The sequence below is a fragment of the Aeromonas sp. 601027 genome, assembly GCF_049174455.1.
Taxonomy (GTDB): domain Bacteria; phylum Pseudomonadota; class Gammaproteobacteria; order Enterobacterales; family Aeromonadaceae; genus Aeromonas; species Aeromonas veronii_A.
Genome location: NZ_JAAKTN010000011.1, coordinates 62395 through 78901, shown reverse-complemented (window position 1 = coordinate 78901; position 16507 = coordinate 62395). Strand labels below are relative to the sequence as shown.

The following is a 16507-nucleotide window of genomic DNA, read 5'->3' as shown; positions in this document are numbered from 1 at the left end:
ATAAAAAAGGGGGGCTAGCCTACCCGAAGGCGCCGGGTCTCACAACCCGGCGCGTGACGAAGAGAGGGCGAGCCCTTATTCCACTTCGTTGTCGCAGCGGCCCTGGATCTCGATGGCGCGGATATTGCCGAGGGTGGTATCGGCGATGGCGTGCAGCGCCTCGCGGGTCAGGAACGCCTGATGGCCGGTGAACAGCACGTTGTGGCAGGCAGACAGGCGGCGGAACACGTCATCGGTGATCACCTCGTTGGACTTGTCGGAGAAGAAGAGATCCTCTTCCTCCTCGTAGACGTCCAGCCCCAGTGCGCCGATACGGGAGGTCTTGAGCGCCTCGATGGCGGCGTTGGAGTCGAGCAGACCGCCACGGCTGGTGTTGATGATCATCACCCCGTCCTTCATCTTGGCGAACGCCTCCTTGTTCAACAGGTGGTAGTTCTCTTTGAACAGCGGGCAGTGCAGGCTGATGATGTCGGATTGGCGGAACAGGGTATCGAGATCCACGTACTCGGCACCCAGCTCGATGGCTGCCGGATTCTGGTAAGGATCGTTGACCAGCAGGCGAACCCCGAAGCCCTTAAGGATGCGCAGGGCGGCCAGACCGATCTTGCCGGTGCCGATGACGCCAACGGTCTTGCCATGCATGTTGAAGCCGACCAGCCCCTCCAGCGAGAAGTTGGCGTCGCGGGTGCGCTGATAGGCTTTGTGGATGCGGCGGTTGAGGCACATCATCATGCCGACCGCGTGTTCTGCGGTCGCCTCGGGGGAGTAGGCGGGCACCCGCACCACTTTCAGCCCCAGCTCTTTGGCCGCGGCCAGGTCCACGTTGTTGTAACCGGCGCAGCGCAGGGCGATCACCTGGGTGCCGTTGGCAGCCAGTTCGGTCAATACCTCGCGGTCGGCATCGTCATTGACGAACAGACACACCACTGGGAAGCCGTGAGCCAGTCGGGCCGTTTTGGCCTCCAGCCGCACATCGAAAAACTCTAGGTCGAAGCCGTACTGGCTGTTGGCCTGGTTGAAATGCTCTTTGTCATAGCTCTTGGTACTGAATACGGCGACTTTCATGGTATGTGCTCCGCAGCGTGTGTGTCGTCAAATTACAACAAAATGGGTCAGCTATCACCGGACAAACCGGCTGGTTATTGTCCCCACGGCATGATGGGAACGGCGCTGACTGCACTTTTGTACGAACCATCCACCAGTTTGGTGCTGTAGGTCAGGTAAACCAGTGCATTGCGTTTCTTGTCGTAAAAACGCACCACTTTCTGCTCCTTGAACACCAGCGAAGTGCTGACATCGAACACCTCTTCCCCCGCTTTCAGCTTTTCGGGCAGGGTGATGGGGCCGATCTGGTGGCACGACAGGGAGGCGTGGGAGGGATCTTCCGCCAGTCCCAGCCCACCTTTGACGCCACCTGTCTTGGGGCGCGCCAGATAGCAGGCGACACCGTCGATGCGCGGGTCGTCGAATGCCTCCACCAGGATCTTGTGGTTGGGGCCAAACAGCTTGAAGGCTGTGCTCACTTCACCGACCGGGTCGGCCTTGTCGGCCAGCGCCGGGCCGGCAAACAGGGCCCCCAGCAGCAGGGGCAGGGCGCGGCGCAGGGCATTATGTCGCGTGTGGTTATGTGTCATGGTCTCTCCTGTTGGCCCGGCACTCCTCAATAGGGAATGCCCAGGCGACGATAGAGGCTGGCGAGCACCCAGGCGGGGCCTATCAGCAGAAATTGCAGGTCGGCGAGGAAGGAGGGGCGTTTGCCCTCGATCTTGTGGCCGACAAACTGGGCTATCCAGAGAATCACGAACGCCGCCACCGCGGGCCACAGCAGCGGCCCCTGCCATTGGTGGCAGATCCACAGTCCCAGTGCGGTTAGCCCGGCCATCCCCGCGAACAGCGAAAACGACAGCTGCAGATAGAACAGCAGCACCGGAATAGCCGCCACTGCCGCCCAGTTGAGGATCTCTGGCAAGGGCCCGTGTGGCAGACACCAGAGCAGCGCCAGCGAGCAGAAATAGATGCCCGGCACCGCCAGCTTATGGATGGCGACGTTGACCGGATGGCGATGGCTCTGGCCGTACTCCTCAAACCACTCCTGGATTCCCTTCATGGCACCTCCCTGGCGCACTGTGTTCTCGCAGCCTGACCTTCGTGGTCAGGCGTTCGTGATGCTTATCCTTGCGGTGGATACTCCCAATATTGGGCCGGAATGGATTTTAGCAACGGGGTCATATCCGGATTGGGCAGGGCGATGGTGACCCGCTGATCGAGGTTGGCGCTGGCGAGCGCTTCGCGGATCTTGGGGTTGTCATTGAAGAACTTCATGAAGCTACCATCGGCATAGGCCCGCTCCAGCCCGGTCTGAATCGCCTTGGCCAGCTTGGGGTATTCGGGGCTGACGAAGAAGAATTGGGCGAAGGGGTAGCGGATCAGCAGATGCTGCTCGATGGCGAGGTTGGGATACTGCGCCACCAGCTCGCTGCGCTCGGCGAAGATCTCCACCAAGGCGCGCGGGAAGAAGTCGATCTTGTCGCCGTCGTTGATAAGGCGAAACAGGCTGCTGTATCGGCCGGAGAAGGTCGGGATGCCCGCATTTTCCAGAATTTTGTTATCGGCCCAACCGACCCCTTGCGCCGCCTTCAGCTGTTTGAGATCGGCCAGGGTATTGATCTGGTTGAACTTCTCCTGAGCGTCCGCGTGGATGAACGACAACCGCAATCCTTCCAGCCCGCGAAACAGCGGAATGGGGACGGCAATCAGGGAGGATTCGAGTGCGCTGGAGGTGCCCATCCAGAAGACGTTGATGGTCTTGCCCTTGCTCAGCTGCTGCTGGAGGGTGAACTGGTTGAGGTCGAGTTCGACAGGCTGGATGCGAAAGGGTTGCCCGGAGCGGGTCAGGGCCAGTTCCAGCAGCTTGTACTGGTACTCCTGGTCAAGATTGTTGACGGGACGGCTGGGGACCTTGACCGTCAGAACCTGTGCTTGTGCCAGCAGTGGCAGGCACAAACACAGCTTGATGAGCCATTTCACTCTCTGTTCTCCTGTAGATTCCGGAAGGTGTCCGGAGTCTAACAGAACTTGTCACCATCTTGCTGCGAGGCGTTGTGCAAGGTTTGAGCGCAGGGCCCTGCCTTGCTGGCGTCTGTTGCACCTGAATGGTGACGGTTCTTCGAAGAATCAGGCGACGCGGCGGAACACGTGGGTATCGTTAAATTCCTTGGTGCTCTGGCATTCGACGCAGAAACGGGACTCTGGACGAGCTTGCAGCCGCTTGAGAGAGATCTCGTCACCACAAGATTCACAGTAACCGAAATCTCCATCGTTCATTCGCTTCAATGCGCCCCTCAGCTTGCGCAGGTGCAGCTTGTCGTGCTCGATGCGGTTCAGCTCCAGACGGCGGGCTTCCTCGATACTGGCACGGTCAATTTCATCGGCCATCTCGTTGGTGTCGGTGGCGATGGCCTGGCTGGCCTGGGAGTTCAGGCGCTCTTCGAGCTCGGCGATCTGCCGCTCGATCTGCCCCTTGTAAAAGGCCAGTTGGTCTTCAGTCATGAAATCACACATACGATTTACTACCAGTCAGTTTACTAACCCAATTATCCCTGTTTATGGGGGCTGTCTGCCTGCAGACCAAGCCCTTCTCGTCTGATTTGCACCGTTTTCATGCAAGAGAGTGCAAATCAGGGCGGGCCTTGTACCAAAAAAAAGCAGCCAAGCAAAGCAAATAGGACAGGGATTGTGCGCCTTTGCAAAAAAATGGCCCCTTTAGCGGCTGATCTGACGGGATCTGACATCTGGTTTTGGCCGGTTGGCACCGGCTTTGCACTGGGGAGAGGCGAGGCCACGAGTGTTTAGTATTTGGTGCCGACTTGGTCATTATATGCGCCGTTATTTATAGTTTTTTAAACACCACTGCTTGACATTACCCCTGATAGCGGGCTTTTATGGTGGTGTTGATTACAATTTGATAACAAGGGTGTTCCATATATTAGACACCCTTGCCAATGGCAACCGTAGAGTCGGGGTTTAACATGGACAGTATCAAGGGCTGGATGGAGAGCAATCGCATCACGGAAGTGGAGTGTCTCTTCCCTGATTTCACCGGCAACGCCCGGGGCAAGATCATCCCAGCCAACAAGTTTTTGCGAGAAGGGGGCATGCGTCTGCCCGAGGTGATCTTCACCCAGACAGTGACCGGCGAATATCCGGATGACGACAGCATGATCGATCCGCTGGAGCGGGACATGCAGCTCTATCCTGACCCCAACACCATCCGTTTCGTCCCTTGGGCGCTGGAACCTACCGCTCAGGTTATCCATGACTGTTACGACGTCAACGGCAAGCTGATCGACATTGCACCTCGCTCCGTACTGCGTCGGGTTCTGTCATTTTACGAGGCTCAGGGCTGGAAGCCGGTGGTGGCGCCCGAGCTGGAGTTCTATCTGGTCACCCGCAACGAAGACCCCGACTATCCGCTGATGCCGCCGGTAGGGCGCAACGGCCGTCCCGAGACAGCTCGCCAGTCCTTCAGTATCGATGCGGTCAACGAGTTCGATCCCATCTTCGAAGACATGTATGACTACTGCGAAGCGCAGGAGCTGGAGGTGGATACCCTGATCCACGAGTCCGGTGCTGCCCAGATGGAGATCAACTTCCTGCACGGGGATGCCATCGATCTGGCGGATCAGGTGTTCCTTTTCAAGCGCACCATGCGTGAGGCGGCCCATCGCCACGGCATCTACGCCACCTTTATGGCCAAGCCGATGAGCAACGAGCCGGGCTCCGCCATGCACATCCACCAGAGTCTGGAGGATATGAACGGTCGAAATCTGTTCGGTACCCCGGATGGCGGCAACTCCGAACTCTTCATGCATTTCATCGCAGGTCTGCAGAAGTACACCCCGGCGGTGACAGCCCTGCTGGCTCCCAATGTCAACTCCTACCGCCGCCTCACCTTCGGTGAGAGCGCGCCACGCAACGTCCAGTGGGGTGTCGAGAACCGCACCTGTGGTCTGCGGGTACCCTTCTCCGACCCGAGTGCCCGCCGGGTGGAGAACCGCTTCGCCGGTGCCGATGCCAACCCCTATCTGGCGCTGGCCGCCACCCTGGCGTGCGGCTATCTCGGCATGATGGAGAAGCTGGAGCCCATGCAGGAGATGAAATCCAGCGCCTACGACCTGCCCTACAGTCTGCCCCGCTCGCTGGAGGAGGCGCTCAGCCATCTCGAACAGTGCGATCCCATCAAGGAGATGTTGGGGGAGCGCTTTACACGCGCCTTTGTCGCGGTCAAACGCAAAGAGTACGAGACCTACTTCGGGGTGATCAGCCGCTGGGAGCGAGAGTTCCTGCTGCTGAACGTCTGACCCGGATGCGTGCCGGCCACGCATCGTCCGAATCGGGGAGGCAGGCTGCCTCCCCTGCCTGTAACCGGTAATACGGGATGGAGGAGTGCCTCCGCCTGCGGATGGTTGTGAGCGGAAGTTGGCTCGCCACCGCTCTGGTTGCATGGTTGATAACAGTTTTTGGCTCGAATTGAAGGATGTGAGGAGCAGGCCATGCCGCAGTCCACGCGAAAGTGGCGGTGATTGCGGGAGTGGCAGCCTTCCTGATGATTGACGAACAGAACCAGCTAAATCGAAGGAACCGAGGAGCTAACAATGCAACAGACTACCCGTGAGTGGCAGCAGCAGGATGCCAGCCACCACCTGCACCCCTTTACCGACTTTCAGGCTCTGAACAAGAAGGGCAGCCGTATCATCACCAAAGCCAGTGGCGTCTATCTGGAAGACTCCGAAGGCAAGCGCATTCTGGACGGCATGGCGGGGCTCTGGTGCGTCAACATGGGTTATGGCCGGCAGGAGCTGGTGGATGCCGCGGCCAGACAGATGGAGCAGCTCCCCTACTACAACCTCTTTTTCCAGACCGCTCACCCGCCGGTGATCGAGCTGGCCACCCTGCTGGCCGAAGTGACGCCATCCCATCTCAACCATGTCTTCTTTACCGGCTCCGGCTCCGAGTGCAACGACACCGTGCTGCGGATGGTGCGCCACTACTGGGCCAGCAAGGGGCAACCGGAAAAACAGGTGATCATCAGCCGCCACAACGCCTATCACGGCTCCACCGTGGCGGGGGCGAGTCTGGGTGGCATGAAAGGGATGCATGCCCAGGGTGGTCTGCCCATTCCCGGCATAGTGCACATCGACCAGCCCTACCACTTCGGTGAGGGGCAGGGGATGAGTGCCCACGAGTTTGGGCTGGAGAGGGCCCGTCAGCTGGAGCAGAAGATTCTGGAGCTGGGGGTGGACAAGGTGGCCGCCTTTATCGGCGAGCCGATCCAGGGGGCGGGCGGTGTCATCATTCCGCCTGACAGCTACTGGCCGGAGATCCAGCGCATCTGCGATCACTACGGCATTTTGCTGATAGCCGACGAGGTGATCTGCGGCTTTGGCCGTACCGGCCACTGGTTTGCCAGCGAAGGGTTTGGCATCAAGCCGGATCTGATGTGTCTGGCCAAGGGGATTACCTCCGGTTATCTGCCGCTCGGCGCTGTGATGGTGAGTGACCGGGTTGCCAAGGGGCTGGTGGAAGAGGGGGGCGAGTTCAACCACGGCTTCACCTACTCAGGCCATCCGGTCTCTTGCGCGGTGGCGGTGGCCAATATCCAGCTTATGCAAAAGGAGAGCATAGTTAAGCGAGTGCATGATACCATCGGCCCCTATTTGCAGCGCCGCTGGGCAGAGCTGGCTGACCACCCGCTGGTGGGTGAAACTCGTGGCCGCGGGCTGGTCGCAGCTCTGGAAATCGTCCAGGACAAGCAGACCAACCGGCGTTTCCCGGCCCATGCCAATGCCGGGATGACTTGCCGGGAATTCTGTTTTAACAATGGCTTGGTGATGAGGGCGGTAGGCGATACCATGATCATATCGCCCCCCTTGGTGATCACCGAGGAACAGGTTGATGAATTGGTCAAGCTAGCCAGGCTCAGTCTGGATCTGACGGCTGCAAAGCTGAAGGGATAGCTGCCGCCAGGCAGGTTGGCATGCGCATACAATTTGCTTAGGAGACAAGGATGATGTCTTTCAAAACGGGAGTGATCGCTGCCTCTGTGGCTCTGGTCATGGCAAGTGCCGGAGCAATGGCTGAAGAGAAGGTGTTGCACGTCTACAACTGGAGCGACTATATCGCCCCGGATACCCTGGAAAACTTCCAGAAGGAGACGGGCATCAAGGTGGTTTATGACGTGTTTGACAGCAACGAGGTACTGGAAGCCAAGTTGCTGGCTGGTAAATCCGGCTACGACATCGTGGTGCCGTCCAACCCCTTCCTGGCCAAACAGATCAGGGCTGGCGTGTTCCAGAAGCTGGACAAGTCCAAGCTCTCCAACTGGCAAAATATGGATACCGACCTGCTCAAGGCGCTCGACCCGAGCGATCCGGGCAACCAGTACTCCATCCCCTATCTGTGGGGCACCATCGGTTATGCCTACAATGCCGAGAAGGTGAAGGCCGTACTGGGGGCCGATGCGCCGCTCAACTCCTGGGATCTGGTGTTCAAGCCGGAGAACATGGCCAAGCTGAAGGAGTGCGGCGTCTCCTTCCTCGACTCGCCGACCGAAATGTTACCGGCCGCCCTGCAATATCTGGGCTTCAAACCGGATAGCCAGAAGCCGGACGAGCTGAAGAAGGCCGAGGAGCTGTTCCTCTCCATTCGTCCCTATACCGCCTATTTCCACTCCTCCAAGTACATCTCGGATCTGGCCAACGGCAACTTGTGTGTTGCTGTCGGTTACTCCATGGATTTGCAGCAGTCCAAGGCGCGGGCGGCGGAAGCCAAAAATGGCGTGGCACTTACCTACACCATTCCGAAAGAGGGGGCAGGCAGCTTCTTTGACATGATCGCCATCCCGGCGGATGCCAAGAACGTCGAGGCGGCCCACACCTTCATCAACTATCTGATGAAGCCCGACGTGATCGCCAACATCACCAATCAGGTGCAGGCGCCTAACGGCAACAAGGCTGCGACCCCGCTGGTTGACGAGGCGATCCGTACCGATCCGGGGGTTTATCCGGACTCTGCAACCTTGCAGAAGATCTACACCTTCCCGGATCTGCCGGCCAAGGTGCAGCGTCTGATGACCCGCAGCTGGACCAAGATCAAGTCCGGTAAGTAACGAATACCCCTCCCGGTCCGCAGTTCGGCCGGGAGGGTAGTGATGCCATCCATCCGGATGGGCCGCGCGAATGGATGCGCAGACGGTCAACCACTGAACAGGAGAACTGACACCGTGAATACAACCAGATTGCTAACCATAGCGCTGACCATGGGATTGGCGAATGCAGTCCAGGCAGCCCCTGTGCTCCATTTCTACAACTGGTCTGACTATATCGGCGAGACCACCCTCAGCGATTTCCAGCAGGAGACCGGGATCAAGACCGTCTATGACGTATTTGACTCCAACGAAACCCTGGAAGGCAAGTTGCTGACCGGACGGACCGGTTACGATCTGGTGGTGCCCTCAAATAATTTCCTCTCCAAGCAGATCAAGGCGGGGGCTTTCCAGAAGCTGGACAAGAGCTTGCTGCCCAATCTGGCCAACCTGGATCCCGTGCTGCTCAAGCAGCTCGAGAAGGTGGATCCGGGCCATCAGTACGCGGTGCCCTATCTGTGGGGAACCAACGGCATCGGCTATAACGTCGACAAAATCAAGGCGGTGCTGGGGGTCGACAAGATCGACTCCTGGGCGGCCATCTTCGAGCCGGAAAACATGGAGAAGCTCTCCCGTTGCGGCGTCGCCTTCCTCGACTCGGCAGACGAGATGATCCCGGCTGCCCTCAACTACCTTGGACTGAACCCCAACAGCCAGGACGCGGCCGATATCAAGCGCGCCGAGGCGCAGTTGCTCAAGGTGCGCCCCTATGTGGCCTACTTCCACTCCTCCAAATACATAGGTGATCTCGCCAACGGCGATATCTGTGTGGCAGCGGGCTTTTCCGGCGACATCTTGCAGGCGGCAGCCCGTGCCGACGAGGCCGGCAAGGGGGTGAAGATTGCCTACAGCATTCCTAAAGAGGGGGGCAATCTCTGGTTCGACATGATGGCGATCCCGTCTGATGCCACCAATGTCAAAGAGGCACATGCTCTCATCAACTATGTTCTGCAGCCCGAGGTGATCGCCAAGGTCAGTAATTATGTGGGCTATGCGAACCCCAATGCCAAGGCTGGCGAGTTCATGGATGAGACGGTGCGCAATGATGAGGGGGTTTATCCGCCTCAGGCTGTGTTGGAGCGGCTCTATGTGCAGGAGGCACATTCCCGCGCGGTACAGCGTCAAATCACCCGGAGTTGGAGCAAGATCAAGTCCGGTACCTGACCTTGGTGCCCGCTCTGGGGCGCCAAATCGCTTTTATGGATTGGCCGTGAGGCCAGTATCACGTTAGGGAGTTTGGTAATGGCGATAGCCTCCAGTGCCTACAAGAAAGCCCTTGAGGGCAGCCAGCAACGCAAAGAAGTGCTGGTAAAAATAGACAGGGTTAGCAAGCAGTTCGATGAAACCCTGGCGGTCGATAATGTTTCCCTGAATATTCACAAGGGGGAGATCTTCGCCCTGCTGGGAGGATCCGGTTCCGGTAAATCGACCTTGCTGCGGATGCTGGCCGGGTTCGAGCGCCCGACCGAAGGGCGTCTGTTCCTCGACGGGGTGGATATCACCGACATGCCCCCCTATGAACGCCCCATCAACATGATGTTCCAGTCCTACGCCCTGTTTCCCCATATGACGGTGGCACAGAATATTGCTTTCGGTCTCAAGCAGGATGGCCTGCCCAAGGCCGAGATCGACGCCCGTGTCGAAGAGATGCTCAAGCTGGTACAGATGACCCAGTATGCCCGTCGCAAGCCGCACCAGCTCTCCGGTGGCCAGCGCCAGCGGGTAGCGCTGGCCCGTTCGCTGGCGAAACGTCCCAAGTTGCTGCTGCTTGATGAGCCGATGGGGGCGCTCGACAAGAAGCTGCGCTCCAAGATGCAGCTGGAGCTGGTGGAGATCATCGAGCGGGTCGGGGTTACCTGTGTCATGGTGACCCACGATCAAGAAGAGGCCATGACCATGGCGGAGCGGATCGCCATCATGCATCACGGTTGTATCGAGCAGATCGGTAGCCCGATGGATATCTACGAAACCCCGGCCAGTCGGCTGGTGTGCGAGTTCATCGGCAACGTCAACCTGTTCGACGGCCTGCTGGTGGAGGATGAGCAGGACCACGCCATCATCGCCTGTGCCGATCTGGAGCAGCCCATCTATGTGGGCCACGGGATCAGCTCCCGTGCCGAGAACAAGAAGGTGACCTACGCCCTGCGGCCGGAGAAGCTGCTGATGAGCCTGCAAAAGCCGGCCGAAATCGAGCATCCGGACTTCAACTGGACCAAGGGCGAGGTCTATGACATCGCTTATCTGGGCGGACACTCGGTGTACCACATCCAGCTGCCCTCGGGCAAAATCGTTCAGGCTTTCATCGCCAATGCCGAACGCCACGGCAAGCGGCCAACCTGGGATGACCAGGTGTTCCTCTACTGGGAAGATGACAGCGGCGTGGTGCTGCAATCATGAAGATCTTGCAACGACTGAAGCGGGGCGGAGGGCGCCGGCTGGTGATCGGCATCCCCTTCTTCTGGCTGTTCCTCTTCTTCCTGCTGCCCTTTGTCATAGTGGTAAAGATCAGTTTTGCGGAAGCGGATGTGGCGATCCCGCCCTACACCGACGTGGTGAGCTGGGCCGACAATCAGCTCACCATCCTGCTCAATATGGGGAACTACCTGCTGCTGCAGGAGGATGAGCTCTATATCGCAGCCTATCTGGGCTCCCTCAAGATGGCCTTCGTCAGCACTTTGCTCTGCCTGCTGATTGGCTATCCGATGGCCTACTCCATCGCCCGGGCCAACAAGGAGACCCAGACCGTTCTGCTGCTGCTTATCATGATGCCGACCTGGACCGCCATTCTGATCCGGGTCTATGCATGGATGGGGATCCTCAGCAACAACGGCCTGCTCAACAGCGTCTTGCTGGGGATCGGGGTGATCGACGAGCCGCTGCAGATCCTCAACACCAACCTGGCGGTCTATATCGGCATCGTTTACTCCTACCTGCCTTTCATGGTGCTGCCGCTTTACGCCAATCTGGTCAAACACGATCAGAGCCTGCTGGAGGCTGCTTCCGACCTGGGGGCCCGCAACCTGACCCGGTTCTGGCAGATCACGGTACCGCTCTCCAAGAACGGCATCATCGCCGGCTGCATGCTGGTGTTCATTCCGGTGGTGGGGGAGTTCGTTATCCCGGAAATGCTGGGCGGCCCGGAGACCCTGATGATCGGCAAGGTGCTGTGGCAGGAGTTCTTCAACAACCGCGACTGGCCGGTCGCCTCTGCACTGGCGGTGGTGATGCTGGCGGTGCTGATCATTCCGATCATCCTCTTCAACCGTAACCAGGCCAAAGAGCTGGAGGGCAAGGCATGATGAGACGTTTCGGTTTTGCCAAGCTGATGCTCTGGCTGGGGCTGCTGTTTATCTACCTGCCCATGATCATCATGGTGATCTACTCCTTCAACGCCTCCAAGCTGGTGACGGTGTGGGGCGGTTGGTCGCTCAAGTGGTACTTCGGCCTGCTCGACAACACGCAGCTGATTGGATCCGTGTTCCGCTCGCTGGAGATCGCTTTTTACACCGCGATCGCCGCGGTGGCGCTGGGGACGGTGGCGGCATTCGTGCTGACCCGAATTCCCCACTTCCGTGGTCGCACCCTGTTCGGTGGCATGGTGACGGCACCGCTGGTGATGCCCGAGGTGATCACCGGTCTGTCGCTGCTGCTGCTGTTCGTGGCGATGGCCCAGCTGGTGGGATGGCCCGCCGAGCGGGGCATGTTGACCATCTGGATCGCCCACACTACCTTCTGTACCGCCTACGTAGCCATCGTTGTGTCGGCGCGGTTGCGGGAGCTGGATCTCTCCATAGAGGAGGCGGCCATGGATCTTGGCGCCAAGCCGTGGAAGGTGTTCTTCCTGATCACCATCCCGATGATCGCCCCCTCGCTGGCAGCAGGCGGCATGATGTCGTTCGCCCTGTCGCTGGATGATCTGGTGCTGGCGAGCTTCGTCTCCGGCCCGGGCTCCACTACCTTGCCGATGGAGGTCTTCTCGGCGGTACGGCTCGGGGTGAAACCCGAGATCAACGCGGTAGCCAGCCTGATCCTGCTGTCGGTATCGCTCTTTACCTTCGGCAGCTGGTATCTGATGGCCAAGGCGGAGAAGCGCCGTCGCGCCGAGATCGCCATGAGCAACCAGATGCAGGCAGTCGCCTGACTCGTCAGATGATAAGATCCGCCTACTCTCGTCAATCCGGAGGATGAGTATGCGGATCTCCTTTTTCAGTGGTCGTGGCACCGAGCTGGTGCCCGGCCTCACCAGCGCCATTCACAAGCAACCGATCTCTGCACCAGTTCGCTGTACCTTTGCCGGTCTGGAAGGGGATGAGCAGTGTGACACGCGCCACCACGGTGGTCCGGATCGGGCGCTCCACTACTATCCGGCCGATCACTATCTCTGGTGGCAGACCTGGCAAACCGCGCTGGGCTTGCCTGCGCCACGTACACCCTGGCAACCTGCCGCCTTTGGCGAGAACCTCTCCGGTCTCGGGCTGACCGAGGCGCAAGCCTGCATCGGCGATGTCTATCGGCTCGGTGAGGCGCTGATCCAGATCAGCCAGCCGAGATCCCCCTGTTTCAAGCTCAACCAGCGCTTTGGCTATGGCCAGATGTCGCAGGTGATGCAACTGAATGGCCGTTGTGGCTGGCTGCTGCGGGTGCTGGAGGAGGGGATTGTGTCGCCGGAGTCGGCCATGGAGCTGCTAGACAGACCCTATCCCGAACTGACGGTGAAGCGCACGGTGGATATCCTGTTCAATCAGGTGCGCAATGAAGCTGATCTGCTGATGTTGCTGGAGAATCCGGCCCTTTCCCCCAACTGGCGCCAGCATGCAGCCGACTGGCTGGAGCATGGCACTGTGGCTGACTGGCAGCGCCGTCTGCTGGGGCCCGCATCCCTGCGCCTGGCCTGACGGCCGGTTGCCGGAATGTCACCAGCTGGCTGCAGCCCGGTAAACGGATGAAAAGAGTGCTGAATAGTTGAGCGAACGGCACTTTTTTTCCTGCCAAATGCAAAAAAGGCTTGTGTCGGGTCTGGGCTTTCGGTAAATTCCCGTCCCGCAGACATCGGTGTGTAGCGCAGCTTGGTAGCGCACTTCGTTCGGGACGAAGGGGTCGGAGGTTCGAATCCTCTCACACCGACCAAATTCAAAAAGGGCTTAGCTTCGGCTAGGCCCTTGTGCATTTCTGGCCTTCCAGTTCTGTGGGGCATTTTGATTTCCTGCCCTGTTTACTATATCTGCAATTGCTAGCTATTGACTCCTCATCAGTTGTTTCCCCCTTCTTGGAAACGTGTTAACTATTTCCTTCCATACAGATTGCCAGACTCGTTGTGGGCCTTAAATGAACAGCTGATTTTAATCTCTTTGAATATCAAGGTTCGACTGCAGGAAAAGGATGACCAGATATGCAAGGCCAGGAACGGCAATGCCAGGAATTTTACCAGACTCTCTTTGCTGGATATGCTCAGCAGCTTGCCCCATTCGCCGCACTTGATGAGTGCCTTCACGACTTTCTAGATCAACGCCCGAGCGGCAAATATACCGCGCGCAATCGTGCTGCTGGACTGGCTGCCGCGACCTTCTGGTGGGAGCCCGCCAACTTGGACGGTGCTCAACTGGCAAGCTTGGCACTGGGACGTATTTTGCATTCTGAGGATGCTATTAGCACTGCGCTGCTGGATCATCTGGCCGCTCGTCATCCAGATGTATTGCGTTGGGCGATTCGTTACTCGAAGCTGTTTACACGCAGCGATTCACCGCTCTGGCGGCATCTCCGAGACAATCTCGGTAGCGGAGATTGGTACGAATTTTTCGGCGTCTGTGATCGTCTACTTGAGCAACTTGAACCATTCGACGAAGCAATTGCACTGGCTGAGACCCACCTGAAGTCGCTTTCGTTACTAGAGCTGCTTTCCTATTTGAGCGTGATCGCATATGGGCAACTTGGCGCCTCTCAGGGTAAGGACAGTTCTGCGGAAGATTGGGATGTCTATGATCGGTTAATAGCGCGCAAGCTGTCGAATTGCTCTGAGTGTGATTTTCAGCTGACAGAGGAAGCTATTGGCCGCTCTATTAAGCGTCATTTGTCGCCAATCCTGTTTCCACAGTCAGGTTTGGGGCGAGAGAATGTTGCCAACCTCGGATCGGTCGCCTTGCTTACTGTCGCCATGCGTGAGCGAATCGACTACGAGAATTCCATCAATTGGTTCTGTTTTGACCATGATTGTGGTTACCAGCTCAAACCGGGACAACCGGTCATATTCAACAAAACAGATACGGGCTCACAGCGCTGGCAGCGTACCGGGCGCAAAAGCAAGTTGCTTTGGCACTACTGGATGTACCGTGCAATTGACCAATTCGCAGCTTCGGATATGGCTGGCAAAATCATCGGGAGACCGGAAAACCACGAATCGAATCAGCTAGCTTACATAAAAACCATCCGCAGTCAGCTTTACCTGCAGACGATATTCGGCCTGGGTGAGCGCGTCAGACTGAACGACGGAGCGGAGGTAATCCTGCACCACGCGATATTAGCCAGTGAGCTGACGACAGTGTTTTTTGAGCAGGCGTTTCTTCAGCCTTTTCTTCGCTATATGGGCGACTCCGGTGTAGCAGCAAAAGCACTTGGTCAATTAGCTTTGGAAGGGCTTGTACAAGGCGAGAATCGCTTTCCCATCACTTGGTCGGAACCGAAAGATAAGATCCGTCGTATCTGTGGTTGGACCGTCAGCCCCGAACATCCCAAGGGCGACCCCGAAGCGGCCGAGGCCATCCTGAAGTTCTGGACCAGTGACCTGCAGGCACTGTCCGTGCAGATGAGGCTGACACCTAACATGCCATTTCCACGTCTGTACGAGCGGCCGTTCTACAAGATTGGCTGCTACAGCTTTCAGTTCCCCTGGGTTGCCGGTCAACAGAACAATCTGACCGCTGCGGTGAATAACCTGCGACGTGTTGAGCAACGCAGGCCTGCTTTGCGCAGCGAAACGGAACGTATTGAACATACCCTTGCCGAAGCACTAAGGCAGAGGGGGTTTCGCGTTGTCGTGGGCTACCAACCACCATTGAGTGATGAGCGTGATGCTGGTGAAGTGGACCTGATCTGTCACTTGGATGGGGTAGTGTTGCTGCTGGAGGTCAAGTCGGGCTTCATCCGTTCAACTCGTCATGAAGTCTGGCTGCATCGAACCAATACCCTGCGCAAGGCGGCAAGGCAGTTAAAGCGCAAGCAACCGGTTGTGCTTCAAGCCCTGCAAAATGACCAAGGGTTGCGTTCAGCTCTATTGCTGAGTGATTTCAATCCTCTGCCAGCTTTGCATGCTTGGGTTGTAGATACTTCGATTGAATTTGATGGTGAGGTCATCGATGGTTTTCACGTCGTCTCCCGCGAGATCATGGAGATCGCTTTGCGCGATGAACCGCATTATCTGCGCGCGTTTGAACAGATGGGCGATGCTGAGGTTGGGAATGAGGAAGAGACACTGTATGCCGACGGATTCAGTGCACAAGCTCTTGTTAGGTTGATCGAGTCCGATGGGGTCTGGCGTGATGTGCTGTAGAACGTGACAAGTAGGTTTGCGGGATTCATGAGGTGTGGGGCGCCACATTATGGCTATCTGCTTGGCAATAAAGCAGTAGCCGTGGGCATTAAAAGGGCCACCGCTCGGTGGCCCATCGGTGGAGTCTGATCCTGACTCCGGCACTCTAGATTGTGGCAATCTCGCTATGGGTCTTGTCTATGGTGCCCTCCTTGCGCGCTAGGCGTTTTCAGATATGCCAGTGCTGATGCCGCAAAGCCTTCAAGCTGTGTTGAGGTTGCAAGGCCGCGTGCTTGGGGTACTCACAAATGAAATGTTCGATTCCCTCCATCAGTTGTTCACGTAGTGACATCACGGGCTCATGCCAGGCTTGCAGGCATAAATGGCCGGGGATCAACTGCTCCTGATAATCTTCCAGCAGCTGTTCTGGCCAGGGTTCAATACCGGAATTGCGTTGCAGCAAATAGTGGGCGGCGGGTTCACGGGCATAAATGAACTGAATTTGGGCCAGATCGCGTTGGCATAGCGTTTGACTGTTGATATGACAGGTCAAATATTTTCCCGTTTTCAGATCCAGAAAGTGACCGCGTTGCCGACAGGGAACGATGCGATACCAAGGCAGGGGTGAGGAGAGAGAATACCCCTCAAGCTCCTGTTCCAACCAGTGGCGACACTCGGGTGTCTGCACCTCGTCGAGCATGGACTCGAGCTGTGTCAACAAGGCTCTGGATGGTTTGATGGCCAGTTTCGCACTCATCGCCTGCAATCCTCCCTCTGCACAC

Annotated in this window: 15 protein-coding genes and 1 tRNA gene; 10 read left to right on the top strand and 6 right to left on the bottom strand. The window is 57.8% G+C overall.

Annotation, left to right across the window (positions count from 1 at the left end; translation table 11 throughout):
- Positions 1-75: 75 nt before the first annotated feature.
- The 5 genes from G5193_RS14835 to G5193_RS14815 form a co-directional block, all read right to left on the bottom strand.
- Entirely contained in the window at positions 76-1065 is a 990-nt protein-coding gene (locus G5193_RS14835; protein WP_064341035.1) for a 2-hydroxyacid dehydrogenase, read from the bottom strand.
- A gap of 74 nt (positions 1066-1139) precedes the next feature.
- Positions 1140-1634, bottom strand: coding sequence for a CreA family protein (locus G5193_RS14830; RefSeq protein ID WP_005355485.1), 495 nt, complete (start codon positions 1632-1634; stop codon positions 1140-1142).
- Between the two features lie 26 nt (positions 1635-1660).
- The gene (locus G5193_RS14825; RefSeq protein WP_219296766.1) at positions 1661-2107 is read right to left on the bottom strand and encodes a DUF962 domain-containing protein; all 447 of its coding nucleotides are present in this window, start codon (positions 2105-2107) and stop codon (positions 1661-1663) included.
- A gap of 62 nt (positions 2108-2169) precedes the next feature.
- Positions 2170-3027, bottom strand: a complete 858-nt coding sequence (locus G5193_RS14820; RefSeq protein ID WP_042081792.1) for a hypothetical protein — start codon at positions 3025-3027, stop codon at positions 2170-2172.
- Positions 3028-3174: 147 nt separating this feature from the next.
- A complete protein-coding gene (locus G5193_RS14815) occupies positions 3175-3561 on the bottom strand; it encodes a TraR/DksA family transcriptional regulator (protein ID WP_216952650.1) in 387 nt (128 codons plus the stop codon).
- Positions 3562-4028: 467 nt separating this feature from the next.
- Here G5193_RS14815 and G5193_RS14810 point away from each other — a divergent pair, with 467 nt between their 5' ends.
- From G5193_RS14810 to G5193_RS14765, 10 genes are all read left to right on the top strand, one after another.
- The gene (locus G5193_RS14810) at positions 4029-5360 is read left to right on the top strand and encodes a glutamine synthetase family protein (RefSeq protein WP_337073699.1); all 1332 of its coding nucleotides are present in this window, start codon (positions 4029-4031) and stop codon (positions 5358-5360) included.
- A gap of 294 nt (positions 5361-5654) precedes the next feature.
- Complete coding sequence (locus G5193_RS14805) at positions 5655-7016, top strand: aspartate aminotransferase family protein (RefSeq protein ID WP_216952651.1); 1362 nt, start codon at positions 5655-5657, stop codon at positions 7014-7016.
- Between the two features lie 53 nt (positions 7017-7069).
- Entirely contained in the window at positions 7070-8167 is a 1098-nt protein-coding gene (locus G5193_RS14800; protein WP_201937706.1) for an extracellular solute-binding protein, read from the top strand.
- A gap of 114 nt (positions 8168-8281) precedes the next feature.
- A complete protein-coding gene (locus G5193_RS14795; RefSeq protein WP_201937656.1) occupies positions 8282-9367 on the top strand; it encodes a polyamine ABC transporter substrate-binding protein in 1086 nt (361 codons plus the stop codon).
- Positions 9368-9445: 78 nt separating this feature from the next.
- Positions 9446-10600, top strand: a complete 1155-nt coding sequence (gene potA, locus G5193_RS14790; protein WP_216952652.1) for a polyamine ABC transporter ATP-binding protein — start codon at positions 9446-9448, stop codon at positions 10598-10600.
- Positions 10597-11502 carry an ABC transporter permease subunit gene (locus tag G5193_RS14785; RefSeq protein ID WP_219296768.1) on the top strand — a complete coding sequence of 302 codons (906 nt, stop codon included), beginning with the start codon at positions 10597-10599 and terminating at the stop codon, positions 11500-11502. Before potA ends, G5193_RS14785 begins: the two co-directional genes overlap by 4 nt.
- Positions 11499-12344 carry an ABC transporter permease subunit gene (locus tag G5193_RS14780; protein ID WP_421206254.1) on the top strand — a complete coding sequence of 282 codons (846 nt, stop codon included), beginning with the start codon at positions 11499-11501 and terminating at the stop codon, positions 12342-12344. Before G5193_RS14785 ends, G5193_RS14780 begins: the two co-directional genes overlap by 4 nt.
- 49 nt (positions 12345-12393) lie before the next feature.
- Positions 12394-13098 carry an MOSC domain-containing protein gene (locus G5193_RS14775; RefSeq protein WP_421206253.1) on the top strand — a complete coding sequence of 235 codons (705 nt, stop codon included), beginning with the start codon at positions 12394-12396 and terminating at the stop codon, positions 13096-13098.
- A gap of 155 nt (positions 13099-13253) precedes the next feature.
- Positions 13254-13330 (top strand) — tRNA-Pro (locus G5193_RS14770).
- A 262-nt stretch (positions 13331-13592) separates the two neighbouring features.
- Positions 13593-15746 carry a nuclease-related domain-containing protein gene (locus G5193_RS14765; protein ID WP_421206252.1) on the top strand — a complete coding sequence of 718 codons (2154 nt, stop codon included), beginning with the start codon at positions 13593-13595 and terminating at the stop codon, positions 15744-15746.
- Positions 15747-15954: 208 nt separating this feature from the next.
- On the opposite strand, the gene G5193_RS14760 is transcribed toward G5193_RS14765, so the two are convergent.
- Positions 15955-16482 carry a hypothetical protein gene (locus G5193_RS14760; RefSeq protein ID WP_005342628.1) on the bottom strand — a complete coding sequence of 176 codons (528 nt, stop codon included), beginning with the start codon at positions 16480-16482 and terminating at the stop codon, positions 15955-15957.
- Between the last annotated feature and the right edge of the window lie 25 nt (positions 16483-16507).